Origin of the sequence: Cupriavidus sp. UYPR2.512 (assembly GCF_000379565.1) — a bacterium.
In the GTDB taxonomy this organism is placed as follows: domain Bacteria; phylum Pseudomonadota; class Gammaproteobacteria; order Burkholderiales; family Burkholderiaceae; genus Cupriavidus.
The window spans coordinates 1-25312 of sequence record NZ_KB903195.1; the positions used below are offsets into that span (position 1 = coordinate 1).

Annotated in this window: 16 protein-coding genes; 6 read left to right on the forward strand and 10 right to left on the reverse strand. The window is 67.2% G+C overall.

Annotation, left to right across the window (positions count from 1 at the left end; translation table 11 throughout):
* Together A3A5_RS39840 and A3A5_RS0134410 are read left to right on the forward strand one after the other, a co-directional pair.
* Positions 1–1032, forward strand: a 1032-nt coding sequence (locus A3A5_RS39840) for a bifunctional UDP-4-keto-pentose/UDP-xylose synthase (protein ID WP_018314971.1), incomplete at its 5' end; no start/stop codon positions are given.
* Between the two features lie 13 nt (positions 1033–1045).
* Positions 1046–1942 carry a polysaccharide deacetylase family protein gene (locus tag A3A5_RS0134410; RefSeq protein ID WP_018314972.1) on the forward strand — a complete coding sequence of 299 codons (897 nt, stop codon included), beginning with the start codon at positions 1046–1048 and terminating at the stop codon, positions 1940–1942.
* An 87-nt stretch (positions 1943–2029) separates the two neighbouring features.
* On the opposite strand, the gene A3A5_RS0134415 is transcribed toward A3A5_RS0134410, so the two are convergent.
* From A3A5_RS0134415 to A3A5_RS0134430, 4 genes are all read right to left on the reverse strand, one after another.
* A complete protein-coding gene (locus A3A5_RS0134415) occupies positions 2030–4417 on the reverse strand; it encodes a heavy metal translocating P-type ATPase (protein WP_026201422.1) in 2388 nt (795 codons plus the stop codon).
* 105 nt (positions 4418–4522) lie between these two features.
* Positions 4523–4933 (reverse strand): VOC family protein, encoded by a 411-nt coding sequence (locus A3A5_RS0134420; protein WP_013953282.1) that lies wholly within the window; start codon positions 4931–4933, stop codon positions 4523–4525.
* Positions 4934–5032: 99 nt separating this feature from the next.
* Positions 5033–6490 carry a heavy metal sensor histidine kinase gene (locus tag A3A5_RS0134425; protein ID WP_026201423.1) on the reverse strand — a complete coding sequence of 486 codons (1458 nt, stop codon included), beginning with the start codon at positions 6488–6490 and terminating at the stop codon, positions 5033–5035.
* The gene (locus tag A3A5_RS0134430) at positions 6487–7176 is read right to left on the reverse strand and encodes a heavy metal response regulator transcription factor (RefSeq protein ID WP_018314976.1); all 690 of its coding nucleotides are present in this window, start codon (positions 7174–7176) and stop codon (positions 6487–6489) included. The genes A3A5_RS0134425 and A3A5_RS0134430 overlap by 4 nt, the downstream gene beginning before the upstream one ends.
* A 196-nt stretch (positions 7177–7372) precedes the next feature.
* On the opposite strand from A3A5_RS0134430, the gene A3A5_RS0134435 reads away from it, so the two are divergent.
* Positions 7373–7810, forward strand: coding sequence for a hypothetical protein (locus A3A5_RS0134435; protein ID WP_018314977.1), 438 nt, complete (start codon positions 7373–7375; stop codon positions 7808–7810).
* Positions 7811–7909: 99 nt separating this feature from the next.
* Here A3A5_RS0134435 and A3A5_RS0134440 read toward each other — a convergent pair whose 3' ends face one another.
* The gene (locus A3A5_RS0134440) at positions 7910–8230 is read right to left on the reverse strand and encodes an H-NS family nucleoid-associated regulatory protein (RefSeq protein ID WP_018314978.1); all 321 of its coding nucleotides are present in this window, start codon (positions 8228–8230) and stop codon (positions 7910–7912) included.
* A 272-nt stretch (positions 8231–8502) separates the two neighbouring features.
* On the opposite strand from A3A5_RS0134440, the gene A3A5_RS0134445 reads away from it, so the two are divergent.
* A complete protein-coding gene (locus A3A5_RS0134445) occupies positions 8503–8694 on the forward strand; it encodes a hypothetical protein (RefSeq protein ID WP_018314979.1) in 192 nt (63 codons plus the stop codon).
* A 22-nt stretch (positions 8695–8716) separates the two neighbouring features.
* Here the strand turns inward: A3A5_RS0134445 and A3A5_RS0134450 are convergent, their stop codons facing one another.
* Together A3A5_RS0134450 and A3A5_RS0134455 are read right to left on the reverse strand one after the other, a co-directional pair.
* On the reverse strand, positions 8717–9598 hold the full coding sequence (locus tag A3A5_RS0134450; RefSeq protein WP_026201424.1) for a 3-keto-5-aminohexanoate cleavage protein: 882 nt from the start codon (positions 9596–9598) through the stop codon (positions 8717–8719).
* Complete coding sequence (locus A3A5_RS0134455; protein ID WP_018314981.1) at positions 9595–10563, reverse strand: 3-hydroxyacyl-CoA dehydrogenase family protein; 969 nt, start codon at positions 10561–10563, stop codon at positions 9595–9597. The genes A3A5_RS0134450 and A3A5_RS0134455 overlap by 4 nt, the downstream gene beginning before the upstream one ends.
* A gap of 327 nt (positions 10564–10890) precedes the next feature.
* Between A3A5_RS0134455 and A3A5_RS0134460 the strand changes: the two genes are divergently transcribed.
* Positions 10891–11223 carry a hypothetical protein gene (locus tag A3A5_RS0134460; RefSeq protein ID WP_018314982.1) on the forward strand — a complete coding sequence of 111 codons (333 nt, stop codon included), beginning with the start codon at positions 10891–10893 and terminating at the stop codon, positions 11221–11223.
* Between the two features lie 5 nt (positions 11224–11228).
* Complete coding sequence (locus tag A3A5_RS39845) at positions 11229–11876, forward strand: hypothetical protein (protein WP_018314983.1); 648 nt, start codon at positions 11229–11231, stop codon at positions 11874–11876.
* 467 nt (positions 11877–12343) lie between these two features.
* Here A3A5_RS39845 and A3A5_RS40440 read toward each other — a convergent pair whose 3' ends face one another.
* The 3 genes from A3A5_RS40440 to A3A5_RS0134480 are packed head-to-tail and all read right to left on the reverse strand — an operon-like array spanning position 12344 to position 25253.
* Complete coding sequence (locus tag A3A5_RS40440) at positions 12344–22585, reverse strand: PLxRFG domain-containing protein (protein ID WP_081624057.1); 10242 nt, start codon at positions 22583–22585, stop codon at positions 12344–12346.
* An 18-nt stretch (positions 22586–22603) separates the two neighbouring features.
* A complete protein-coding gene (locus tag A3A5_RS44230; protein WP_018314985.1) occupies positions 22604–24964 on the reverse strand; it encodes a hypothetical protein in 2361 nt (786 codons plus the stop codon).
* 1 nt (position 24965) lies between these two features.
* Positions 24966–25253 carry a hypothetical protein gene (locus tag A3A5_RS0134480; protein WP_018314986.1) on the reverse strand — a complete coding sequence of 96 codons (288 nt, stop codon included), beginning with the start codon at positions 25251–25253 and terminating at the stop codon, positions 24966–24968.
* Positions 25254–25312 lie beyond the last annotated feature (59 nt).

Consider the following 25312-nt stretch of genomic DNA (forward strand, 5'->3'; position numbering starts at 1 on the left):
GGCGTCAACGGCTTCATCGGCCACCACCTGACGCGCCGCATCCTGGAAACCACGCCGTGGGAGGTCTACGGCATGGACATGTCGTCGGACCGCCTCGGCGATCTCGTCGACCATCCGCGCATGCACTTCTTCGAGGGTGACATCACCATCAACAAGGAGTGGATCGAGTACAACATCCGCAAGTGCGACGTGGTGCTGCCGCTGGTGGCCATCGCCACCCCGGCGACCTACGTGCGCCAGCCGCTGCGCGTGTTCGAGCTGGACTTCGAGGCCAACCTGCCGATCGTGCGCGCCGCGGTCAAGTACGGCAAGCACCTGGTGTTCCCGTCGACCTCCGAGGTCTACGGCATGTGCAGCGATGATGAGTTCGACCCCGAGGCCTCGCCGCTGGTCTACGGCCCGATCAACAAGCCGCGCTGGATCTATGCCTGCTCCAAGCAGCTGATGGACCGTGTGATCCACGCCTACGGCATGGAGCAAGGCCTGAACTACACCCTGTTCCGTCCGTTCAACTGGATCGGCGCCGGGCTGGACTCGATCTTCGAATCAAAGGAAGGCTCGTCGCGCGTGGTGACACAGTTCCTCGGCCATATCGTGCGCGGCGAGCCGATCAAGCTGGTCGACGGCGGCGCGCAGAAGCGCGCCTTTGCCGATATCTCGGACGGCATCAGCGCGCTGATGCGCATCATCGAGAACCCCAACGGCATCGCCAGCGGCAAGATCTTCAATATTGGCAACCCGGCCAATATCCACTCGGTGCGCGAGCTGGCCGAGATGATGCTGAAGATGGCCGCCGACTACCCGGAATACGCCGACGAGGCGCGCAAGACGCAGATCATCGAGACCTCATCGGGCGACTTCTACGGCAAGGGCTATCAGGACGTCCAGCACCGCGTGCCCAAGATCGACAACACCATTGAAGAGCTGGGCTGGAAGCCCGAGATCAGCATGGAAGCGGCGCTGCGCCGCATCTTCGAGGCGTACCGCGGCAAGGTGGTCGAGGCCCGCACGCTGGTCGATTCCGCCAACTGAGCGCGCACCGCAGATGGCACGCATTGCCCTGAAGGTCGACGTCGACACGCTGCGCGGCACGCGCGAAGGCGTGCCGAAGCTGCTGTCGATGCTGGCGGCTGCGCAGGCGCAGGCAACCTTCCTGTTCAGCCTCGGCCCCGACCATACCGGCTGGGCGCTGCGGCGCGTATTCCGGCCCGGCTTCCTGAAGAAGGTGTCGCGCACCTCGGTGGTGTCCAACTACGGCTTGCGCACGCTGATGTACGGCGTGCTGTTGCCGGGGCCGGACATCGGCCGCAAGGGCGCCGCCGAGATGCGCGCGGCGCGCGCGGCCGGCCATGAGTGCGGCATCCACACCTGGGACCACGTCTACTGGCAGGACAACGTGCGCGAGCGCGATGCCGCCTGGACGCGCCGGCAGATGCAGCAGGCGTTCGCGCGCTACCGCGAGGTCTTCGGCGAAGCGCCGGCCACGCACGGCGCGGCCGGCTGGCAGATGAACGAAGCAGCCTTCCGCCAGATCGACGAATGGGGCATGGCCTATGCGTCCGACGGACGCGGCAGCGCGCCCTATATCCCGACCATCGACGGCGTGCCCTGCCGGCACGTGCAGATGCCGACCACGCTGCCGACGCTGGATGAACTGATCGGCACCGACGACCTGACCGAAGATAACGTCCACACCGCGCTGCTGAAGCTGACCGCAGGCACGCGCGACCATGTCTTCACGCTGCATACCGAGCTGGAAGGCGGCAAGCTGGCGCCGGTGTTCGAGCGGCTGCTGGCGGGATGGCGTGCGCAGGGGCACGAGCTGGTGTCGATGGCGACGTGGTATCGCGGGCTGGACCGGCAGGGACTGCCGGAGTTGCCGGTGACGTGGGGAGAGATCCCGGGACGCAGTGGTGAGTTGATCGTGCAGCCGCAGGGCTGACAGCTAGTTCCGGCCGCTGAATTTTCCAGTTGCCGAATGGTTGCCCCCTCTCCCGCAAGCGGGAGAGGAAGCAACCCGCGCGCGGAGTCAGCTCCCGCGCCTTACCGCCCCCACCCGCAGCCCGTTGAACACCACCAGCAGGCTCGCGCCCATATCGGCGAACACCGCCATCCACATCGTCCCCATCCCCAGCACCGTCAGCACCAGGAACACGGCCTTGATGCCGAGCGCCAGCGCGATGTTCTGCATGAGGATGCTTGAGGTGCGGCGCGACAGGCGCACAAAGGCCGGGATCTTGCGCAGGTCATCGTCCATCAGCGCCACGTCGGCCGTCTCGATAGCGGTGTCGGTGCCGGCTGCGCCCATGGCGAAGCCGATATCGGCACGCGCCAGCGCCGGTGCGTCGTTGATGCCGTCGCCCACCATGCCGATGCGGCCACCGCGCGCGTGGGCGGCGCCGGCGAGCGCCGCAATGCCATCGGCCTTGTCCTGCGGTAACTGGTTGCCGCGCGCCTCATCAATGCCGACCTGCGCGGCAATGGCTTGCGCCGTGTGCGGATTGTCGCCCGACAGCATCAGCGTCCTGACGCCCAGTTCATGCAACGCTGCAATTGCCTGCCGGCTGGTGTCGCGCACGGTATCCGCCACGGCGAACAGCGCCAGCGCCGAGGCGGCGCCATTGCCGTCGACGCGCGCCAGCAGCACCACGGTCTTGCCCTCGCGCTCCAGCGCTTCGAGCCGCGCTTCCAGCGCCGGCGAGCAGGCGCCCATCTCATGCACCAGACGGTGGTTGCCCAGGCAGTACGCCACGCCCTGCACCTTGCCGCGCGTGCCGCGCCCCGCCAGCGCCTCGAAGTCGTCCACGGGCAGCGTGCCGATCCTGTCGGCCACGGCCGCCGCGGCCACCGCGCGCGAAACCGGATGGTCCGAGCGCGCCGCCAGGCTGGCAGCAATGGCGCGTGCCTGCGGTGCGTCCTCGGCGAGCAGCGCGTGGTTGGTCTGCGCGGGCTTGCCGTGCGTGATCGTGCCGGTCTTGTCCAACGCCACCCAGGCCAGGTGCCGGCCCTGCTCCAGGTACACCCCGCCCTTGACCAGGATGCCGCGCCGCGCGGCCGCTGCCAGCCCGCTCACGATGGTCACCGGCGTGGAAATCACCAGCGCGCAGGGACAGGCGATCACCAGCAGCACCAGCGCCTTGTAGATCCAGTCGACCCAGGCGCCGCCCATGGCCAGCGGCGGCACTACCGCGACCGCCAGCGCAATCGCGAACACCGTGGGTGTGTAGATGCGCGCGAACTGGTCGACAAAACGCTGCGTGGGCGCACGGCTGCCCTGCGCGGCCTCCACCGCGTGGATGATGCGCGCCAGCGTGGAATCGCTGGCGGGCGCCGTCACGGTGTACTCCAGCTCGCCGGACTGGTTGATCGAGCCGGCGAACAGCGCATCGCCCTCGGCCTTGTCGACCGGCACGCTTTCGCCGGTGATGGGCGCCTGGTCCAGCGCCGACTGGCCGCGCACGACCTTGCCGTCTAGCGCGACGCGCTCGCCCGGCCGCAGCCGCACCAGCTCGCCCACCGCAACGCCGGCGGCGGGCACGGTGTCCCAGCTGCCATCGGCGCGCCGCACCGTGGCCTGTTCCGGCGCCATCGCCATCAAGCCGCGGATCGCATTACGCGCCCGGTCCAGCGAGGCCGCCTCGATGCGCTCCGCCAGCGCGAACAGCACCATCACCATGGCCGCTTCCGGCCACTGGCGCAGCAGCAGCGCGCCGGTGACGGCAATGCTCATCAGGGCATTGATGTTCAGGTTGCCATTGCGCAGCGCGATCCAGCCCTTGCGGTAGGTGGTCAGCCCGCCCAGTGCCACTGCCGCCAGTGCCAGCACGGCGGGCAGCCACGGCAAGCCCAGGCCCAGCCACTCCGCCGCTTCGGCACCCAAGGCGGCCACGCCGGCCAGCGCCAGCGGCCACCAGGGCTTGCTTGCCGTGGATTGCGGCAAGACTTGCTGCGCGGCCTCGGTGCTCAGCGGCACCGGCTGCATGCCGAGGCTCTCGATCGCCCTGGCCACCGGCTCCGGTGACGGCAGGGTGTGATGCACCGTCAACACCCGCTGTATCAGATTGAACTCCAGCGCCGCCACGCCCGCCATGCCGCCCAGCTTGTTGCGGATCAGCGCTTCCTCGGTCGGACAGTCCATCGCGTCGATGCGCCATGCAGCGGTCTGCGCGCCGGCGGGGACATCAACCGATGCGGCGGGCGTCAGCGCAACCGTGGACGAGCAGCCGCCGCCGTAGCAGGCGGAAGCCGCCGGTGCCTGCCGGGCCTCGGCATGGCCGTGCCTATGATGGCCATGGTCATGGTCATGGTCGTGGTGGTGATGGTCGTGATCATGCCCGCCATGCCGGTGGGCGGTGCCATCGTGCGCGTGGGCAGCGTGATCTTGGGGAAGTGCGTCCTCAGGTGACGTGCGAGCCATATCTTGTTGTTCCCGCTGGTTTAACCTGATGACATTGAAGACCCTGTAGCGGCTACAGAGTCAAGCGGCATGGCGGCGACCGCGGCGCCATGCCGCACGGGCGGGTCAGTGCTCGCAGTTGACCATCCAGGACATGCCGAAGCGGTCCACCAGCATGCCGAAGCCTTCGGCCCAGAAAGTCTTCTGGTACGGCACCACGACCTGGCCGCCTTCGCTCAGGCCGTCGAAGATGCGCTGGCCCTCGTCCTTGCTGACCGCCCCCACCGACAGGCTGAAGCCGCTGAACGCCGGGCGCTCGCCGCGCCGGCCGTCGGACGCCATCACCTGGTTCTCGCCGAACTGGATATTGGCGTGCATCACCTTGTCTTTCCAGTCATCGGGAACCTCCATGCCGGGGCTCGGCGGAGCGTCCTTGTAGCGCATCGCGAACGTGACCTGCGCGCCCAGCACCTTGCCGTAGAAGGCCACGGCCTCATCGAAACGGCCGCCAAAATCCAGATAGGGTTGCACCTGCATGTCGCTCTCCTTGTGAATGGTCGATCGGGCTGCATGGCATTGGCTGTTCGCCCGCGCGCCATTATGCGCGCGTGACGGCGTGCAAGCGCCCGCCCGGATTCAGGAAACCGCGGCGGGGGCCGGGACGGGCGGCGCGGCAGTGGCCAATGCTTCGGCGGGAAATTGCAGCGAGAACATCGTTTCGCCGGCAAGACTGCGCACCGTCACGCTGCCGCCATGCAGCCGCATGATGGTGTCGACGATGGCCAGCCCCAGCCGGGTCGACGCCGCCGAGTTGCGGCGCGACGGATCGGCCCGGTAGAAGCGCCCGAAGATATGGGGGAGCGTCTCGGGCGGGATCGCCGGCCCGGCATTGGTCACGCGGATGCAGGTCGTGCCGCCGCCCGGCGCCGCGGCGCGCTCAACGTCGAGCCGCACCGTGCTGCCGGCCGGCGCATGGCGCAGCGCATTGTCGAGCAGGTTGGTGACCGCGCGGCGCAGCAGCGTCTGGTCGGCCTGCACCATTGCCGTACCGTTCACCGCCAGCGCGACATCGCGGTCGGCGGCGACGGCCTCGAAGTACTCGGCCATCTTGTCCAGTTCTTCGCGCGCGTCCAGTGTGCGGATGCCCAGCGCCACCTGCGCATGGTCGGCGCGCGCCAGGAACAGCATGTTCTCGATCATGCGCGCCAGGCGCTCGTACTCTTCCAGGTTGGACTCGAGCAGCGCCTCATACTCGGCCACGCCGCGGCTCTGCGCCAGCGTGACCTGGGTCTGGCCGATCAGGTTGCTGATCGGCGTGCGGAAATCATGCGCCAGGTCCGCCGAGAACTCGGACAGCCGCGAGAAACTGTCCTGCAGCCGCGCCAGCATGTCGTTGAGGGCCGCCGCCAGCTCGCGCAGCTCGGCCGGTGCACTGCCCACGTCAAGCCGCGTGGCAAGGCGGCTGGTGGTGACCGCGGCGGCATCGGCAGCCATGCGCCGCAGCGGCCGCAGCCCGCGCCGCGCCAGCGCAAAGCCCAGCCCCGCCGCCACGGCAGCGCCGCACAGCGTGGCCCACAGCACCTGGTGGCGGTATTCGCGGATCAGCGCCACGCGGTAGCCGGCATCGCGCAGCACCACGATCTCCACGGCCTTGTCCGAATCCCCCAGCTGGCCCAACGCGGCGATGCCGCGCGAGGGCACGCCATTCTTGGGGTACCAGGTCTGCAACAGGCTCTTCTCTGGCTGCATGGTGGCCGGCAGCACGCGCAGCGGCGGCACAGATTCATTGCGCGGGTTGAGCGTGACCAGCGGCTCGCCCTGGCGTGAGCGCACCACCAGGATCAGCCCCTCATGGCCCATCGCAATATCGGCAAAGCGGTGGGTATCGGCGCGGATCTCGGCCTCGCTGCGCACCTCGCGCAGCAGGTGGCGCACCAGCAGCACCTCGCCGACCAGCTCGCTTTCATCGCGCCCCTCCAGTTGCACCGACAGCGCCCCGGACAGGTAGGCCGCCACGCTGGCAAGAATCACGGCCGTGGCCAGCCCGTACGCCAGCGCCAGCCGCGTGGTGAGCGAAGAAGGCAGCCGCATCATGCGTCCTGGCCCCGGTCCTCGCTGTCGTCCAGCACGTAGCCCATGCCGCGCCGCGTGTGGATCAGCTTGCGCGGGAAGGGATCATCGACCTTGGCGCGCAGGCGCCGGATCGAGACGTCGACCACATTGGTATTGCTGTCGAAATTGACGTCCCAGACCTGCGAGGCGATCAGCGAACGCGACAGCACCTCGCCGCGCCGGCGCGCCAGCAGGTAAAGCAGCGCAAACTCCTTGGAGGTCAGGTCGATCTTCTGGCCGGCGCGCACCACGCGGCGGCGGATGGCGTCGATCTGCAGGTCGGCCACTTCGATGAACTCGCTCTCGCGCAGCGGGCCGCGCCGCAGGATGGTGCGGATGCGCAGCACCAGCTCGGCAAAAGCAAAGGGCTTGACCATGTAGTCGTCGGCGCCAAGCTCCAGCCCCTTGAGGCGGTCCGACAGCTCGTCGCGCGCGGTCAGGAACAGCACCGGGGTATCGCGCTCGCGGCGCAGCTCGCGCAGCACCTGCCAGCCATCCAGGCCCGGCAGCATCACGTCCAGCACGATCAGGTCATAGGGATGCTCGCGCGCATGGGCCAGGCCGTCCGCGCCGTCGCGCGCCAGGTCCACCACGAAGCCGGACTCGGTCAGGCCCTTGTGCAGGTAGTCGCCCGCCTTGGGTTCGTCCTCGACAATCAGGATACGCATGATTCGGTCACTTTCCGCGGCACCAGCGCCGCCATGGCGTAACGCTAGCCGAGGATGACCGCCAATGGGCAAAGATTTCAGAAATGTCATCGCCATGCCAGGGCAATGCAGGCGGAAACCCCGGTAAAATGCGCGCTCATCGCCGGCGTCATGCCGGCTTACGCCGCCCTTGCCCCCACCCTGCCCGCCCCTGCCAATGAAACGCCTGCCGAATTGCCTGCTGCTGTCCCTGGCCATGCTTGCGCTGCCCGTCTCCGGTGCCGCGGCGGCAGCGGTGTGCAGCGCGGTACAGGCAGCCGGGCTGTCGCTGCCGGAACGGCATGCGGCCGCAAAAATGGAAGCGGAAGCGGCGCTGGACGGCACCGGCCCGGGCACCTGCCGCGCCAGCGCGGTCCAGGTGATGGCCGAGCCTTCCGGCAGTGGCCATGCGCTGCAGTTGCACGATGCCGATGCGCCGCAGGCAACCGGCCAGGGCGCCACGCCGCTGGAGACGCAGCCATCGGCCGGATCCGGCGTGCTGCGCGAACTGCCTGCGGAGGTGCTGGTGCATTGGGCGCACGCGGCGCCAATGGCCACGCCCGGTGCATTCACCGACATCCTGCCGCTGGAACGCCTGCTGCCCGCACGCTGCTGAGCGCGTCATAGCGGGCACAGCGCACGCATCGCTTCTTTTCGGTTTTTCGGAATACCCTTGGCACCGGCAAGGCGCGGCGAATTGCCGCGCCTGCGCTTTTTATCCGACGCGGAAGAATTCGATCGACTGCCCGGCGTTCACGGCCCGTTGCAGCCAGTCTGGATACTCGCCCTGCCCGTCCCAGCTCTGGCCGAGCGCATTGCGGTATAGCGGGCGTGCAGCGGCAGCCTTGGGGACGGCCTGCGGGACAGGCTGGGCCACGGCTGGCGCGGCCTCAGGCGCGGGCTCATGCCCGGCGTCGATGGCAACATGATCAAAGCACCCGGCGGCGACGAGATCGTCGAACGTCAGGGCATGACGGTCCATTTGCTCGCGGATCCACGCCACCGCAGCGAGTTTGGCTGAATCAGACTCGGACATGACTCTTGTGAGAGGCCCGCTGCATTTCCGCGGGCGATGAAAAACCGGCGATGGAACCGCAGGCCGGTCGGATAGCCGTGATTCTACAGCCTTTACCGGCGCTGCTGCTTTTCCCTCGTGGGCGCGCGGCCAATTGCCGTGCGCTTGCCGCGCACGTCCGCTGCCGAGTGACAGCAATGTCATGTGCCGGTCATGCTCGTGTGGGCACGCGCTGCCTAGACTTGCTTCACCGCCGCCCACCCTGGGCCGGCACCCTTACGGAGAAGCGACTCATGCAAGCACTCAGGCAAGTCTTTGTGGCCACCGCCCTTATTGCCGCCGTGGTCGGCACTGCGCAGGCTGCACCGCGCAACGTCGATCCGTTCAGCGACGGGGCGCACAGCGCCACCGGCACCCGCAGCGCATTCACGGACGGCGCGCATAACCCCAACGGCCCGCGCGACAGCTTCAGCGACGGCGCCTGACGGCACCCGGCCAGGCAGCGCCTCAGCACATCTCGCCGTAGATGCGGCGCGCATCGGCCGCGTCGGCAATCGGCCGGCCCAGCGTCAGGCCGCCCTGTACCGCCTGCGCCACCAGCGCATGGTTGCCGGGTGCGCGGCTGCCGTCGCGCAGCAGCAGGTTGTTCTCGAATCCTACCCGCACATGGCCGCCAAATGCCGCGGCCGCGGTCACGCAGGCATTCTCTTCGCGGCCGAAGGCGCAGATCGCCCACGGCAACACATCGCCGGACTCGCCCGCGGCCTGCAGGAACGGCAGCAGGTCGTGCGGCGACGACACCTGTCCGGCGGCATAGCGCCCCAGCACGTACAGCACCGACCATGCGCCCGGGGGCACCATGCCACGCTCACGCATCGACTGCCAGCGCCGCACATCGGCCACGTCATACAGGATCACCTGCGTCATCACGCGCTCACGCGCCAGCCAGGCGAAGAACGCCGCCAGCTCGCTGTCCGGGATGTCCGGCACGGCCACTTCGCGCAGGCCCACCGAAACGGCTTCGGGCCGCAGCTCACGCACCATCGCCATCTGCTCCGCGGCCTGGTAGACGCCCGCGGCCTCGCTCGTCACCTGCACCAGCAACGCTTCGCCCACAGCCTGCTTCACCGCGGCCAGCGCGTCGCGGTAGGCCTGCACGTCGAGAGAGTGGCGGCCTTCGGCATCGCGCACATGCATGTGCATCATGGCGGCGCCGGCATCCAGGCAGGCGCGCGCTTCAGCAGCCAGCGCCGCGGCGGTCAGCGGCACTGCCGGATGGTCGCTGGCACGCTTGTAGGCGCCGTTGGGCGCCACCGTGACGATCAGCGGCGCATCGGCCAGCGGCACGCGGGCCGCGGCCACAGGGGCTTGGGAAGGGGTCTGGGTCATGGCTCGATCTCGGGCAGTTCAGGCGCGATCAGCGCCAGGCCGGCGCGCAGCAGACTGTCATAGCGTGCGCGCTCGGCGGCAATGGTTTCGGGGGTCCACTGGTAGAAGCCTTCGCCGCGCTTCATGCCGTGGCGGCCGTCGGCGGCGCGCTCGGACAGGCAGCGCGCCGGATGGTCGTCGTTGCAGAAGGTCGGGTACATGGTGGCGCCGGCGGCCGCGTGCACGTCGATGCCCGCGTGGTCGCGCTGCAGCACCTGCCCGGCCGCCAGGAAGCGAAAGCCGAAGCCGAAGCGCACTGCCGCATCGACATCCTCGGGCGAGGCAATGCCGCGGTCAATCAGGCTGAAGGCCTCGCGCGACAGCGCATGCTGCAGCCGGTTGGCAAGAAAGCCCGGCAGGTCCTTGCGCACCTTGACCGGCACCATCGCGCAGCGGCGCATGAAGGCGATCAGCGCGTCGGCACAGGCCTCGTCGCTGTCATCGCCCATCACCACTTCCACCAGCGGCACCAGGTGCGCCGGCATGAAGAAGTGCAGGCCGAGCATGCGCGCACGCGTGTCGAGCCCCGCGCCGATGGCGCTGATCGGGAAGCTGGAGCTGTTGCTGGCCAGCACGGTATCGGTCCGAGCGCGCCGCACCAGCCCGGCAAAGAGCGCCTGCTTCAGGTCCAGCCGTTCCGGGATGCACTCGATCACCAGGTCCGCCGTGGACCAGTCCACCGCATCCAGCGTCGCGGCCACCGCCAGGCGCTCCGCGCCTTGTTCACGGCCGATCGCGGCCAGGTTGCCGTGCACGCGCCCAGGCAGGGCGCGGGCGCGGCCGGCATCGGGCTCGACCACGGTGGTGCGGCACAGCGCGCGGGTCAGCACCACGGCAACATCGGCGCCCATGGTGCCACCGCCCACCACCACCGCGTGCGCGGCGCCAGGGCGGCTCAGGATGACCGGAGTGGTCGGGTTCGACATAGGTTCTCCCAGGGGGATGCGACGTGGCGCGCACTCGCCATCGCCTCAATCCTGATGGCGGGGCATCGAATCCCGGCAGTGTAGAGAACTTGCTTTGATTGAAGAAGTCGATTCTGTGGATAGTAAAATCTGACGTCGCTGCAAGTACTTGTTATTTATATACTTTTCACTTTTCAACGTGCCTTATACCGTCAGCATTACCGTCACCAAAGGAAAGTACCCTGCACGCGGCTTCGCGGCACCATGGATTCTATCCCGAGGCACGCATTTACCGTCGCCCCAGTTGGGAATCTCGGGATACACTGTATGCATATACAGTTATGCCACATGCCAAAATTCCCAACCGGGCCCGACGGGCGATACCAATTCCCGCGGCTCCACTCTGCCCAGCTCCGCGCCATCTACGAGCGCAACCCGTGCGCGGAGGTGCGCGAGCTGCTGTGGGAAATCCACCGACTCCATATCCTGCTGCGCCGCGCCAACCAGTTGCAGGAGGCCAGCGGCGCCGGCTGCCATACCTCGTACCTGCAGATCCTGGAAACCTTCCGCGCCGAGCTACGTGGCGAGCCCTGCATCGAGGAGCGCAAGGCCTGGGATGCGGAGTTCTTTGGGCCGCGGCGCGTGAGCGAATACACTCGACGGCAGAAGGAGAAGGAGTAGCCAGCATGCCGGCACCACCCCTCACCGCCCTGTCGCCCATGCTGCTGACGGAACGGAAAACGCTGCCGACCACCGGCGAATGGCTGTGGGAGGTCAAGTTCGATGGCTACCGGATCCTTGCCTCAACAGGTCAGCCGCGACTGAAGACCAAGAACGGCGCCGACGCGACAACCTGGTTCCCGGAGATCGCTTCCGCCTTGGCCGCCCTGCCCGGCGGAGCCATCCTCGACGGCGAGGTCTGCGTGCTGGATGACATCGGCCGCAGTGACTTCGAGCGCCTACATGAGCGAGCGAGGCGCCGCGGCTGGTATGCCGGCGCCGACCCGGTTGCCTACTGCGTGTTTGACCTGCTCGTCGCCGGCGGCCGGGATCTGCGCGGCCAACCAGTCGAGAAGCGCAAGGCGGCGCTCCGCAAGCTACTCGCCGATCCGCCACCCGGGTTGCTCTACGTCCAGGACGTTGACGACGCGGCATGGCTCTACGATGCTGCGCTCCAACTAGGGCTGGAGGGAATTGTCGGCAAGCGGGCCGGCAGTCCGTATCGGGATGGCATCCGATCGCCAGACTGGATCAAGATCAAGCGCAAGGGCGCAATCCTGCCGGGCTTTCGCCGATCACAACAGATAGAAAAATTTTTGCGGGTCAGTCTGTGACGAATTGATTCCCTTGGAGCCCTTGAATCTGCTGGGCTCGTTGGGTACGCGGGGGAAAATCTTGCACTCACGCGTTAGAAAAAGCGCTTGTCAAGACTGGGCAAGCCGAGCCGTTTCAATACAATTAGGCGCAGGTTCCCAGCGGTCTGCCAAGCCTAGTGCAGGTATGAGCGGGGGATTGGGTTGGAGGTGGGGCGACGTGTCCGCGCCGCCCCTCTCCGTGATCCACTTTTACAACAAGGCTAAATGTCAGTAAAAGTGTTTGTACAAGCAGTTGAAGCAGTAGCGCATCTTCTCGATTCCGTTGCGCTACTTTGGGCCCTAATCGGGGGCTAATCCTCAACCCGCCCGGCTCGCCGGGCGGTCTTGAAGACCTGCTGCGAATTTCGCAACGTGCTCATTTTTGAGGATCCAGACGCGAAAGTAAAGAGTTTCTGCCCATTGTGTAAAGTCCGTCACCCTTCGGGCTAATCCGCTAGCGCCACCTCCGCCTGCCGGCGCATCTCCTTCGGCACGCTCTTGATGAGCCGGTCCTCCGACGTGGACTGCATATCGCGCGCGCGGCGCTGGACCTGCGACAGCTTGATCTTGATGGGTGCCTCCGGGTTCTGGAGGTTCCACTCGACCAACGCCTGGCGAGCATCGGCAATGGCGGCCGGATCCTTCTTCGCCACGCCCTTGGCCCACCGGCCAGCAATCTCCGACTCGACGGCGCGCGCCAGATTCGCCTTCTGGATGACCTCGCCACGCTGGCGGCCCGACTCGGCGATGTGCGCCGGCTGGAAGCCGATGGCCTTGAAGACGCCATCGAGGGCCGAGGCGTCCGCCACCTTGCGATCCTTGCTGTCGCTGTAGGTCTTGGTGCTGACCATGTCAATGCCCTTGGCCATGTCGCGGAAGGCCTTCGGGGACATGGCCAGCGCCGCGGCGCCGAGCTGCCCGTTCTGAGCCAGGCCGGCTGCCTGCGCGATTTGCTCGGCCAGACCACCGGCGGCGCCGAAGACTTCCGACACCTCCTTGCTCTTGTCGGTGGTCGACTTCTTGAAGATCGCGGTACCGGGGATCAGGTTGCCCACCGACATGCGGCCCGCAATGTCGATCGGCAGGCCGTAGGACACGCCGTACTGCACGAAGCCAGCAGCGTCCTTGCCGAACACGTTGGCCACCAGCTCACGCTTCCATTCCTTGGTGCCGGTCGAGTAGCCCAAGGACTGGGCGATGGTGTCGATCACGTCGTCCAGATCGTCGGCCCCGGGCATACCCTGCATGCCAGCGAACAGCACCAGGATGCCGAGGGCGATCGCGCGCTCCTTGGCGGGCAGGCGCTTCAAGAATTCCAAGTAGGAGATGGAAAATTGCTTGAAGGTGAACAGGGTTGAGCCCACCGCGCCGCGCGCCCAGTTAGGTTTATTTGCAGGGCTGTAGACGCCTTGTGTTTCCTCTACTGCCTTCTTGGCAAAGTCGTAGGCCGCATCCCCCTCCATCCCCTGCTTTTGCGCCACGCGGTACGCGGCGATGAAAGCCACGTCCCGGTTGTACAGCTCGGCCAGCGAGAAGAACGAGCCGAAGGCCTTCAGGAAGTTCCGCATGTAGCGGTTCCCCTGGATCATGCCCGTCCGGCTCGACTCCCCATAGAGCATGTGGATCTCGTGCGGGCTGGTCACACCCTCGTCCGTTGCGCGCTCGAGCGCCGCACGCAGGGCCGGGTCGGCGATTTCCGTGTCGCGGTTGCGCAGCCGGCGGCCCGCCAGGCGCATGGCCTCGCCCACCATGCCCGCCGTATTCCCGCCGAACTGGTGGAGGTACGGATAGGTCATGGTGACGGTCTGCGTCATGTTCACGAGCGCCGATGCGATCGAGCCGCCGATGTAGTTCACGAACAGCAGGCCGCGCAGCTTGCTCGCCTCCTCGCCCGGGTTCTGCAGGTAGCTCAGCAGGTTGACCGCCTCGTCCTTGGCGTCGCCGCGGTCCTTCGGGATGGCGGCGGCAGCCTTGAGCATGTCGCCCATGTGGTCGTTGGCGGCGGCGGCGCGCGCGTTCGACGTCAGGAAGGCGGCCAGCACGCGGGTCGGGTCTTCCGAATAGCCCTTGATCCCCTTCCGGGCGATCAGGCGCTTCATGGCTGAACGGTTGGACACTGCGGTCTTGAGGTAGCGCTGGAAGGCGTCGCTCTGCTCTGCACCCATCATTTGCGCCATCAGCTCGACGGTCTCCGGGGTCACGCCCTTGAACAGCGAATAGGCGTTCTGCGACAGCACGCCCTGCTTGACGGTGGCGTTCGGGTATTCCTCCTGCAGTGCGCGCGCGGCTTGGTTGGCCTCGGCCTGGGTCTCGAACATGCCGAAGAACGGGCGGATCTCCTCGCCGTCGGCGTCGCGCAGCGGCTTGCCGTCCTCGCCGGCCATGAATACGTCGACCGTGTATTGGCCGAAGCGGGTCAGCGGGGCATAGCCCTTGCGCTTCAGGTCTTCGATCTGCTCGGCCTTGCCTTCAAAGCCATGGCGCAGTTTCTGGAGTTCGGCGACGCGGGCCTGGAGCGGCGCGATTTCCGCCTCGTGGCGCTTGCGCATCTTCGCCACCTGGTCCGCATACTCGTTGCGATCGGCTTCCGTGTCGGCGCCGGCTTGGTCCAGCGCACGCACTTCCTGCGCCTGCGTCGCCTTCAGGTCAGCAAGCTCGCTCTCGGCTACGTCGATCTCGTCGGCGAACTGATCGAAGTAGAACTTCGCGGCCTGGCGCAGGTTCATGCCCTTCGGCGCGACTTGCAGCTTGGATGCCTTGGCGAGGCGGCCCATTTCCGAGATAGCTAGGTCGTCCAGCGACTTGTCGACCGCGGCGCGGAACTCGCGGTAGAGGTCGATCTGCTCTTTGGTCAGGCCGAACTCGCGGCGCAGCGCATCATCGGAGTAGATCGTCTCGTTCAGGGTTCCGTCGAAGATCGGCTTGGCAATCGCCTTGGCGTCGGCGGCGTCGCGTCGCACGGTGAACAACCCCTTGAATGCCTCGCGGGCGGTTTCGAGCTTCGGTAGCAGGCCCTCGGCGCGGTCTGCTGCCTCGGAGGCATAGCGCGCCACGTCATCGATGTACTGCTGGGCGAGGTTGAAGACCTTGCCGAACCCTTCCGGGTCGACCTGGGCCTTGTGGTACTGGGTGCCCACCGTCTTGTGCCACCAGCGGTTGAAGGTGCGTTGGCTGGTGAAGGTGTCGGATACCTGCTGGCGCACGCGGTCGCGCAGGTTGGCCATAGCGTCTTGGTCGCCGGTGGCGGCAGCGCGGAACAGGGTCGGCTCATCGCCCGCCGGCTCGGCGCGGAAGCGGATGTCCGGATTGGCGGGATCGAAGTTGCCATTGTTGCCGGTGGCGCTCTTGATCTGCTCGGGGCGGAAGGCAACCCATGCGTCCGCACCATACTCATCGCCGCCCATCTGCTCGCCGAGGCTTTCATCGCCGCGGATCAAGATGCCATCGTGGCCGTCTTTGATGGCCCGGTCGCGGAAGGTGGCCGCCGACTCGTCACCGCGCACGAAGCGCGCCGCGAACTCGCGCGCGCCGATCTCGACCGGGTTGGCGATAGACGCATAGACCGGCATCACGTTGCCGCCGGGCTTGTAGCCCATGCGAACGGGCCAAGTGGTCTGGTCGGGCTCTTGGCCGGCGAACAGAGCGGCCACCTGCGGCGACTCCGTCATGAAGATGCCAAGATCCGACGAACGATGGCCGGAGCCCTCGCGCGCTCGCCCGGTATCGAATTGCGAGAAATCGCGTTGGGTGCCGTGATACATCACCTTCGGCGAGCCGTCCGGATTTACCACCTTGCTATCGCCAAACCAGCGCCTGAAGGCCGCATCTTGCGTGGTGCCGCGGAATGCCGGGGCCGGCTGCCCACCGCGCGGGCTACCCTCCGGCCCACCGTTCTCCAGCCCCTTGCGGGCGGTGCGGATCAGGTGCGCCAGATCGGCGTCGTTGTACTCGGCCAGTTGGGTGAGCCCCAGCCGGCGCAGCGCGTCGCGGATCGCACCCACGAATTCCTTCCAGCGCTGGCGCAGCGTCGGCTTTTCCTGAGCGATATGGGCGATCAACTCCTCGGACAGCAGGGCCTTGATGACTTCGTCGCCGTAGCGCGCCGGGTCGGCCTTCTGCGCCCGCACCATGCCGTCGATATAGCCCTCGAAGGTGTCACCAAAGCCGTATTGCTCGGCGATCGCGCGCAGCCCCTTGATGCCGCCCAGTTGGGCGAACAGCTTGTTCATGCGCCGGCCGACCTCGGCGCCCAGCAGTTGGCGGATACCGAAGTGCCCGACGAGTTCATGCAGCGCCGTCGTTTCGAGGTCTTCGAGGGTAGAATGGTTCGACAGGACTACATAGAGCTTGCCACCATGGAACGCGCCTTTCACGCCCTTCGGATTCAAGCCCGCCGCGCGCGCGTCGCGTTGCAGCGCATCGGGCAGATCTTCAAAAGACGCCGCGATCTCGACGCCGGGCATCTTGGCGAAGCCGGCGCGCAGGCGAGCAAACAGGTTGTCTGCGTCCGCACCGGAGACACGCGGTTCATTGTTGACGCTGGCGCCGCCGGCCGCGTTGATCCCGCCGTCCTGCCCGACTTCCTCCGGCGTTGACCGGAACATGGCCACATTGCCGTCATCCGTCTCGCGCGTCTCGACCGTATCGAAGAAATGGTCGAAGCCCGCGCGGATCGCCGGGATTTCGCCGGCCGTTGGGTACGGATACGCACCCTCGCGCGCGAATGCGTCTTCGCTGACGATGTTGGCCAGATAGTCGTTCGCGGCGCCCTGGTCCGCCAGCTTGGCAATGACATAGCTCTCGAACGCTCGCGCGGACATTTCTTCCGGCGTGGTCCAGTAAGCCTTTGAGCGCAGCTTGTCGAGTTCGCGCGAGCGCTCCCGCAGGGCTGTGTCGCTGATGGCACGATTGACTCCGGCAAAGGCCGCGCGCATTTCCTCGCGCACACCCTCCCCGCCCTTCTGGTCGGCCGTCATCATGCCCAGGCGGTCGCCGCGCATACGGGAGAAGTAGCTGTCGAGCGAATGCCACCACTCATGCGCCAGCGAGCCGGCGCCGCTGCCCTTGGTCAGGTTGATGACCACGTTACCGCGCTCGTAGTGGGCGCTGCTCGGGTTCTTGCCACCGCTGCCACGTGCCCCGAAAGCGAGGCCAAGCTCGCCGTTCAGCGAGAGCGCGCGCGGCGGCACGTCCAGCACGCCGGCCAGGTCCATGAGCGCGTCATAGGCGTTGTTCAGGTCTTGCTGGCGGCGGGCGCCTTCGACGTAGTTGCCGAACTGCACGCCACGGAAGCCAAAGGACTCCGCGAAGCGCTCGGGCGTCACGTCGGCGCCGTCGCGGTGGTCGCCGCCGACGCGCGGGGCGTTCTCAGCGTTGCGCACGTCTGGCGTTTCCTTCAGCTTGGCCAGCCTTTCCTCAAGCTCAGCTTGGTGCTCGGCGAGGTATGCACGCGCCTCCTGGGCCGTGGACAGGCCGGTATGCAGGCGCACCACCTCCTTGCCGATCTTCTTGCCGATGAAGAAACCTTTCTGGCCGCGGGTGGAGTAGATGGCGAAGCTGACCGCTCGCTTCTGCGGCTCCTCGTCCACCTTGGCCAGCGCCGCCTGCCTGAAGGCCTCGATTGCCTCTTCCTTGGTGTCACCCATGGCCAGCATGCGCGGCCAGTTGCCGAAGGCAGTAGCCTTGGCCTCTCGGTTGACACTCCAGATCGTCTTTGCCGGGTCGTAGTGCTTGCCCTCAAAGATGCTGTAATGGCCAGCGCTGAGGGTCAGGCCCTTGAGCGACTTGGCGTGGCCGACGGCCAGATACAGATCGATGTTGTTCAGGATGTCACCGAGCCCATTCTGGCGGCGCGAGCCTTCCATGAACTCGCGGACAGCCTCCGGCTTGACGGTACCGGCAAGCAAATCCTCGGCGAACGCGCGCAGCGTCTCGACCTTCGAGACCCAACCGGACAGCTTCCAGCCTTTCTGCGGCTTGGTCGGGATAGCATCACGCGCAGCCCGAGCGAACGCAACCGCCCACGGATCGGCGCCGCCATCCAGCAGCTTGTTGTAGTCCGGATCGGGCCACGTCTTTGACAGCGGGTGCGCGGCGACATCAAGGCCGTGCGCTTCCTTCATGGCGTCGGCGTAGGCTTGGGCGTAGTGCTTGCGGGCACCGGTCAGCACCTCGCCAAAGTCTTCGATCTTGCCTGGCTGGGGAGCGCGTGAGCCGTCGACAGCGGCGGGCTCAGGCTCCTCTTTGGCGGAAACCGGCTCCGGCTCGGTGGTAGCCGACGCGTCGGTGGATTGCGGTTCCGTGGACACACCCTCCGGCGCCGGCTCATCTCCCGCGGACTCTTGCGCGCGCCCGGCCTCCTTGGCCATCTGCTCGGCCCGGACCTCGGAATACGGGCGGTTGCCGTCCGGCTCGTGCTGGGCCAGATAGTCGCGCGCCGGCTGCAACTCGCCTTCGCCCAGCGCATCGAGCGCAGCTTGACCGGCATCGCGCGGCGCGCCAGCTTCGGCCAATCGCGTCACTTCCTTAGCCAAGAATGCGGCAGCCAGGCGCTGCGGCTCGCCGTCGACGTTGGAGCTTTGCAGCGGCTTGGGCTGGCGCAGCGGCTCGGCTGCGGTCTGCGCAGTGCCTGCCTCAGCCTTTGGCCTTACACTTTCCTCCGGCGTCGATTCCACTTGTTGCGGCGCGCCATCCTCGTCGATTTCCTTGTCTGGCGCGGCCCTCAGGGTAGGTGATTCAACTTCCTGCGAGACGTCGCTCGACTTATTCGACTTCTGACGGATCTCGAACCGCTTCGTCCCGGCCGGGTTCACCACCTCATGGGTGTCGCTCAGGCCGTTCTCGGTAATGTGGCGCTCGGCGCGTGCCTTGGTGCCGTACCACTTGAGCGGCTTTTCGCTCAGTGCCGGCTGACCGTCGGCGGCGTCGCCTGCAGCAGGTACGCCGCTATCACCAGGTCGTACAGCCTCTCCGGCGGCATCGTCTGCGTCAGCAGTGCCTTGCGCAGCGTCTTCATGCTCCGCACCGGAATCTTCGTTACTCTCGACAGATGCTCCAGCGCCGCTATCGGTTCCACTTCCCACGCGAGATTCATTCGGTTGCTCCTGAATGCCGGTGACTTGCGGTGCCGGGGCAGCGCCGCTCTTGTCGCGCGAGGCGACGATGGCCTTGGCGATCTTCTCCGCACCACGCTTTTCGATCAGTTCGCGGGCAGCCTCGATGGTTGCCTCGGCCGTGGGCCCGTGCATCAGCGCCAAGCCGCTCGATACCTCGGAAAGCGTGTAGCGCGCTTCCGGGGCCGGGTTGTCCTTGAGCGACTCATGGACGATGAAATCGAAGTCCGGCAGCAGATCCTTGAGTTCAGTGACCGCGCGCGGGTGCTTGTCGGCAGGGATCGGCTGGAAGCCTTCCTCGGGGCCGCCGTAGAAGAAATACGTGGTCGCGGCCGGCGCCTCGGGCTCGTCCTGCGCCACCTCGGCCGGATTCACCGTCGCAGCACCCTCACCTGCGCGAATCGCCTTCGGGTCGATGGGCTGCTTGGTGTTGCCGTCCTTGAGCCAGGTCTTGAACTCGCCGATGGGCATTTCCGTGATGGCGCCCAAGCCCTGCCAGCCGTCCTCATAGCCGTCCAGATAGCCCTTGCGCGCGGCGGCCTCGGTGGTAAATCCGAGAAGGGCTTTATGCTCATCGAAGGCGCCGGTCTTCGGGTCGATCTGGTCGACTACGTAGACCTTCTTGCTCGTGGCGTCCGGGCCGATGAAGACGTCTACCGGGTCTTTGTCCGCCCCGTCGGTGCCCTCCACATAGCCGTAGTGGTGCACCATAGTCGATTCCCAGGCGTTGCCGTCCGGATCGACGCCGCTGCGCGTGGCGCCCTTGGGGTTCTCGATGGCGATCGGCAGGCCGTGGAACTTGATGCGGGCCTTCTTGTAGTTGCCGTTTTCCTTCTGCGCCTCGGTCGGCTCGGTGTTCGTCTCGGCGGCTGCCGTGCTGACCTTTTTGGCCAACTCGTTCCGCGCGATCTGCATCTCGGCGGGCGTCAGGCGGCGAGCCTCGCCGGTCTCGGGATTGACCAGGTACGTGCCGTCGGCGCGTTTCTCCACGGTCTGGCCGGCGGCGATCGCGGCGCGGATGGCCTCGCGGCGCTGGGCGAAGTCGCTCGGCTGTGCCGGTGCGGCCGGCGCGCGGGCGGGCGCGTAGGGGTCAAGCTCGTTCGGCGTGGAGGGGATAGCCTCGGGCGGAGCCATCAGGGCCTCGCGCAGGCCTTGGAAGCGGTCGATCTTGGCCAGTTCGTCCGCCGTCGGCGCGGTGTCACGGAATCCGGCGCGCGCCAGCTCGGCGGCGAAGCGCGGTTCGTGGTTCTCGACAGCCGGATCGGCCAGCACATCCGACAGGATGCGGGCGCGGTCCTGGCGCGAGCGCTCAGCGCGGTTGTGCTCGATGGCCTGCTGGATCTCGGCCAGACGTGCGGAGCCTTCGCGCTCGCGCATGGAGTCCTGGAACAGCGTGCGCGCCTGGCTCTCCAGTGCGGCGAGGCTCCGGTCAATCTGGTCCGTCTTCACCAGGTCGGAGAATTCCTGCTCATAGCGGGCACGCTCGGCCATGTCGGCGGGCGCGGGCAGGCGGGCAGCGGGACGGCCCGGCAGGCGCGGCGCGGGCGGCGGCACTTCGCGCACCTCGCCCTCGATGGTGTTCAGGTCTTCATTCGGCAGGCCGGGGCCGGCGGCGCGCTGCTTCGGTGCCCGGGTCGGAACGAGCGCCCCACCCCCGCCAGCATCATCGCCGCCGCCCGGCGGCATGGTGAAGTTGCCCGCGCCGGAGAAAATGGATTCAAGCTGCGTCAGCGCCTGCTCGCGCAGGTCCGCGCGCGCTTCCGGATTGGTGGCCACCGTCAGCGCATAGAGCGCCTCATCGCGCAGAGTCGGATCCTTGCCCTGCATGAAGGTCGGGAAAGCCTCGCGGATCTTGTCGATGCGCGCGGTGAACGGGTCGACTTCCTCGGCGGGCTGCGCCGCAGCGCCCGGCGGCACCACACCATCCGCCGGCGGCACTGCACCCGGAGCCTCTGCGCCGGGCGCCACGCCGGGGACTACCGTCGGCTGGGCCGGTGCATGGCCGGCCGCGCGCGACAAGACGCCGCCTGCACCACCCATCGGACCGCCCACCATGGCGCCGCCGGCGAAGTTGCCGAACGAGCCGCGCGTCACATCCTGACCCACCGGTCGGCCAAGGGCAAAGTTCTCGCCCATGGCCTGGCCCACGCCTTCAGAGACTTCCTGCCCGCCCTCACCCACCGCGCCAGCCGTCGCGCCGACCACGCCGCGCACGGTCGGGCGCTTGCTGATACTGCCCAGCACGGCAGACACGCCCTTGTGTGCGATCAGGTCTTCGATGATCTTGGCATTGAAGGCGCCACCGGCGGCGCCCATCAGGCCGGCGCCCATGCCGGCGTACTGCGCTGCGGCGTTCTCCACGGCGTTGCGTGCCGTGCGCGCGTCGCCGGTCTTGTCGAAGGCCTCACGGTAAATCGGCACATCGGCCATGAGCTGGTCATGGGTCATCTTGCTGAGCGTCTGGCCGACGTTCTGGCGTGCATCCGATGCGGCATTGCCGCCGGTCATCAGGCCACCGGTGGCAGCGCCGGTCACCTTGGCGGCAGCCGACGCAGCAGCAGCACCCGCGGCATCCCCTGCGGCGGCGAGGCGCGCGGCACGTGCGGCCGGGCCGAGCGCGGGCAGGATGCTGGGCGCCAGCGAGCCCAATCCGTTCGCCGCGGTCATCAGCCAGCCGGACACGCTGTCCGGCGCCTTCCACGTTTCCGGCTTCATCAGGTCGCCGTCGAATCCATCCTGACGCGCCAGCTTGCCGCCCTCAGTCATGCCGCTGCGCAGCGCCGCGGCCGGCTTCGTGAGCGGGTTGAAGCCCGCGTAGTCCTCGGTGCCAGTGAGGTGGTTGGCCGCGGCTGCCGCCACCTCACCGGCGCCGCCGAGCATGTCGCCCAGGCCGGACACAGCCGAGGCGCCGAACTCGCGCGCCAAGTCGCCCACCGTTGCGCCAGCCGCGCGCGCGGCGTCCGTGCGACGGGTATCTCGCTCGAAGTCCGCCGGCGAGGCGCCGGGCTGCTCGGCAGGATTGAAGTAGCTGACCGATGCTGGGCGCTCCTTGGGCGGGTTCAGCGTGCCGCGGATGCGCTTGACGGCCTCAGCCGCTGCGACCATCTTGTCGACGTATGCTGGATCTTCCGCATAGCCGCCCGCCTTGAGCGCCGTGGCGAACCGACGCGGATCGGAGCCGGAGCCGATGGCGCCGGGATACTTGCGCCCGATCAGGCCGGTATAGTCGTTGCCGAAGTCATCCAGGCTGGCGTACTGGCGGTACCGGTCACGGCTGCCGGTCATGTTGTCCGTTGCCGCAGCGCCCTTGCCCGAAAAGTCCTTGATGTTCCCGAGATTGTTCGTGCCCGGGATGACGCTCTTGCCCCAGCCGGTTTCCAGCCCCCACTGCCCGATCAGCGCATCGGGATCGACATCCAGATCGGCGCCGACGCGCTCGGCCAGAGCGCTGTTGTCGCGGATGAAGTTCGAGCGGGCGTCGCCGTCGGATTGGGTGCCGGCCGGCGCGGAGGCGGGCGCAGCCCCACCCAACGCGCGGAGTTGATCGAGGAAATTACCGTTGGAGGCTTGGTCCATATTGGTCTTTGTGTGCGGTCAGATACGGCGGCCGGTGTAGATTTCGATCGCTCGGCGATCGTCGGGAGTGAGCTTGCTCAAGTAGCTGGGGTCGGCCTTGACGATCTGCGCCAGGGTCTCAGCGGCCTGCGGTTGCTGGCCACTCCGGAAGGCCTGCAGGGAGCGGGTAAAGTTGCTGCTGCGCAGCGACCTACCGTAGTCGCCGACGGCGCTGGCGACGGACGAGGCTGCGCCCTTGACCTGATCCCACACCGGTCGGCCAGGCTCCTCGATGCCATATTTCTTGGCTGACTCCAGTTCCTGCGCGGTGTACTGGGGGGCGGCATTTCCAGCGGGGGCCGGCGCAGGCGCGGGGGCAGCGGACTTCGGTGTTGCCGCATCCGCCCCGTACTTATTGACCATATTCATGACCTGCAGGCTGCGCTGCGAGAGTTGGTCGCCACCAGCCGCTGCGGTGCGCACTTGGTCGACGGCTGCCTTGTTGCCGGCGTTCTGCGAAAGGGTCCGGAACAAGTCGGGGTTCGTCTTGGCGAAGTTCTGCATGAACCCAGTTTCCTGCTGCTTGATCCAGGCGTCATCGATGCCGCCCACCACCTTGCCGTCCTTGTCCTTGCGGATGAGGCCGGCGGGATTGACATTGCGCTGCAGGTAGTAGGTGTTGCCGTCCTCGTCGCGCGCACCGATGTCCCACGTGCCATCGGCGCTGAGAATCGGCAGCCGGCGATAGTTGGCCTGGCCGGACACCGGGATTTCCTCGCCGGCATCCGCTCGAGCGATGCCGCGGGCCATCGTCGCGGCCATGGCGCGGCCGCCCTCGGTCTGCGCCAGTTGCGGGTTGTTCTCCACGATCTGGTTGGCGTAGGTGTAGGCCGATGGGCCCCACGGCGCCACGGCGCCATCCACAGTGGCGTAATTCTTGAAGAAGTCGTCTTGCTTGAACGGCGTGGCCTCGCCCTTGCCGCCGCGCGAGCCCGAACCAGATCCCGAGCCGCCCTGCCCGCGCATCAGCGCGGTAAGCATACGGTCCTCGCGCGCAGCAGCGGCGGCCCGGTCTCGCATGTTGTTGTTCCGCGTGACCTCGTCCAGTTGCGCCTGGCGCTGACGGTCCATCATCCACATGCGCGTGAGCTGGTTGTCTTCCTTGCCCTGGTTGGTCAGCCACGTCGTCAGCAGCTTCGGATCGGACGCGGCAATCATGGCGCCCGCGGCCTCGCGCTCATCTTTGAACACGCGCGGCTGGCCGTAGACCGCCCCGGTCTTGTCGTTGACCATGGACAGCTTGATGCCGCCGCCGGTGCCGTCCGAATTCGTCGGCAACACCTCACGCTTGACCGAGTGCCCGTCAGGCAGCAGGTTGTAGATGTGATAGATGTCGTCGTAGTTGCCGTTCATGTAGGCGTTCATCGCCGCGCTGGAGTACTTGCGCGCGATCACGTCGGCCATCGCCTTGTTGGCTTCGTCGGCAAGGCCCAGGCTCGCTGCCTTCTCGATGTACTTGCGCTGGTAGTCGTCAAGGCTGAACTTGCGCGGCGCTAGCTCGGCAGGCTCTGCGGAGGCAGGCGCTGCGGCCTGACTCGGCACGGGCGTGGGGGCAAGCTCAGCCGGCGCGGCGGCTTGGCTCGGCGCGGGCGCACCACTGCCAGCAGCGGGCACATACATGCGCGCCTGGTCCTCATGCAGCTTGTCCGCGTAGGCCGTCGCACGCTCGGGGGTATCGAACACGCCAAGGTGCTTGCCGGTGCGCTGGAACTGCTGGATGGCCTCCTCATCTGACAAGATGCGGCTGCCGTCGTCGGCGACGGTCGGAATCAGGTATTCCTTGCCATCCATGCCCACCGACATCGAGCGAACGGTGCTGATCGAGCCATCGGCATTCTTGACCACCGGCCGCTTGGCGAGGTCGATGTTGCCCGCCTCCAGCAGCCCGTCATTACCCGCTGCCGGCGCGCCTGCATCCATACTGGTCTTCACCATACGCGGCGCGTTGTCGGCGAAGCGCTCGGGATTCAGCAAGGCCTCCATGCCTGCGCCGACACCGCGGCCCGGCGCGGGATTGTCGACCTGTGCCGGCATCGCCGCGCGCGTGGCGGCATCCATCGGGCGCGTGTCGGGCGGCCCGGCGGTCGCCTCATTGAAGGCGTCAGCGTAGGACGTCGGCGCCGAAGGTCCGGCCGCGGGCGCGGGCGCAGCCACTGGGGCCGGCGCAGCAGCCGGGGCCGGCGCGCTCTCGCCTGGCGCCGCGTCCTGTGCCATTTGATCCGCCGACCACTTCGCCAGTTCTTCTTGCCGACGGCGCTTTTCGCTCTCCTGATACTGCTGGGCAAAGTCCGCACCAGCGCCCATGCCCTGAAGGAAGCCCGTACCGAATCCGCCTGCCATATCAAGCCCCCTCAAGGAATTGGAATCCGGTGCCGAAGCCAGCATCGGTCGACGCGCTCATCGGCGCCGGAGCGTCTGGCGCCGCGGTCTCGGGCGCAGGAACAGCCGGTGCTGCGGCCGTCGTCGGGCTGTCGATCTGCGTGCCCTGCGGGTTGGACATATCGACCTTGCTCACCTGCGGCGTGCTCGCATCACCGGCCTGGCCCTTCATGTAGCCGGCCATCTGCTTGGCCAAGTCCTGCTGCGCGCGCAGTTTCTGCGCCTCCTGATACTGCTTGGCCAGGCTCATGGAGGCATTCATGCCTTGCAGGAAACCGGTACCGAAGCCACCTGTGTAAAGAGCCATGG

Excerpts from the sequence above, each read along its gene's own strand:
- A3A5_RS0134410 (WP_018314972.1), top strand. The coding sequence starts at position 1,046 with ATGGCACGCATTGCCCTGAAGGTCGACGTCGACACGCTGCGCGGCACG.
- A3A5_RS0134435 (WP_018314977.1), top strand. The coding sequence starts at position 7,373 with ATGAAACGCCTGCCGAATTGCCTGCTGCTGTCCCTGGCCATGCTTGCG.
- A3A5_RS0134455 (WP_018314981.1), bottom strand. The coding sequence starts at position 10,563 with ATGTCGAACCCGACCACTCCGGTCATCCTGAGCCGCCCTGGCGCCGCG.
- A3A5_RS0134430 (WP_018314976.1), bottom strand. The coding sequence starts at position 7,176 with ATGCGTATCCTGATTGTCGAGGACGAACCCAAGGCGGGCGACTACCTG.
- A3A5_RS0134460 (WP_018314982.1), top strand. The coding sequence starts at position 10,891 with ATGCCAAAATTCCCAACCGGGCCCGACGGGCGATACCAATTCCCGCGG.
- A3A5_RS0134425 (WP_026201423.1), bottom strand. The coding sequence starts at position 6,490 with ATGATGCGGCTGCCTTCTTCGCTCACCACGCGGCTGGCGCTGGCGTAC.
- A3A5_RS40440 (WP_081624057.1), bottom strand. The coding sequence starts at position 22,585 with ATGGACCAAGCCTCCAACGGTAATTTCCTCGATCAACTCCGCGCGTTG.
- A3A5_RS0134445 (WP_018314979.1), top strand. The coding sequence starts at position 8,503 with ATGCAAGCACTCAGGCAAGTCTTTGTGGCCACCGCCCTTATTGCCGCC.
- A3A5_RS39845 (WP_018314983.1), top strand. The coding sequence starts at position 11,229 with ATGCCGGCACCACCCCTCACCGCCCTGTCGCCCATGCTGCTGACGGAA.
- A3A5_RS44230 (WP_018314985.1), bottom strand. The coding sequence starts at position 24,964 with ATGGCAGGCGGATTCGGTACGGGCTTCCTTCAGGGCATGGGCGCTGGT.
- A3A5_RS0134415 (WP_026201422.1), bottom strand. The coding sequence starts at position 4,417 with ATGGCTCGCACGTCACCTGAGGACGCACTTCCCCAAGATCACGCTGCC.
- A3A5_RS0134450 (WP_026201424.1), bottom strand. The coding sequence starts at position 9,598 with ATGACCCAGACCCCTTCCCAAGCCCCTGTGGCCGCGGCCCGCGTGCCG.
- A3A5_RS0134480 (WP_018314986.1), bottom strand. The coding sequence starts at position 25,253 with ATGAGCCTGGCCAAGCAGTATCAGGAGGCGCAGAAACTGCGCGCGCAG.
- A3A5_RS0134440 (WP_018314978.1), bottom strand. The coding sequence starts at position 8,230 with ATGTCCGAGTCTGATTCAGCCAAACTCGCTGCGGTGGCGTGGATCCGC.
- A3A5_RS0134420 (WP_013953282.1), bottom strand. The coding sequence starts at position 4,933 with ATGCAGGTGCAACCCTATCTGGATTTTGGCGGCCGTTTCGATGAGGCC.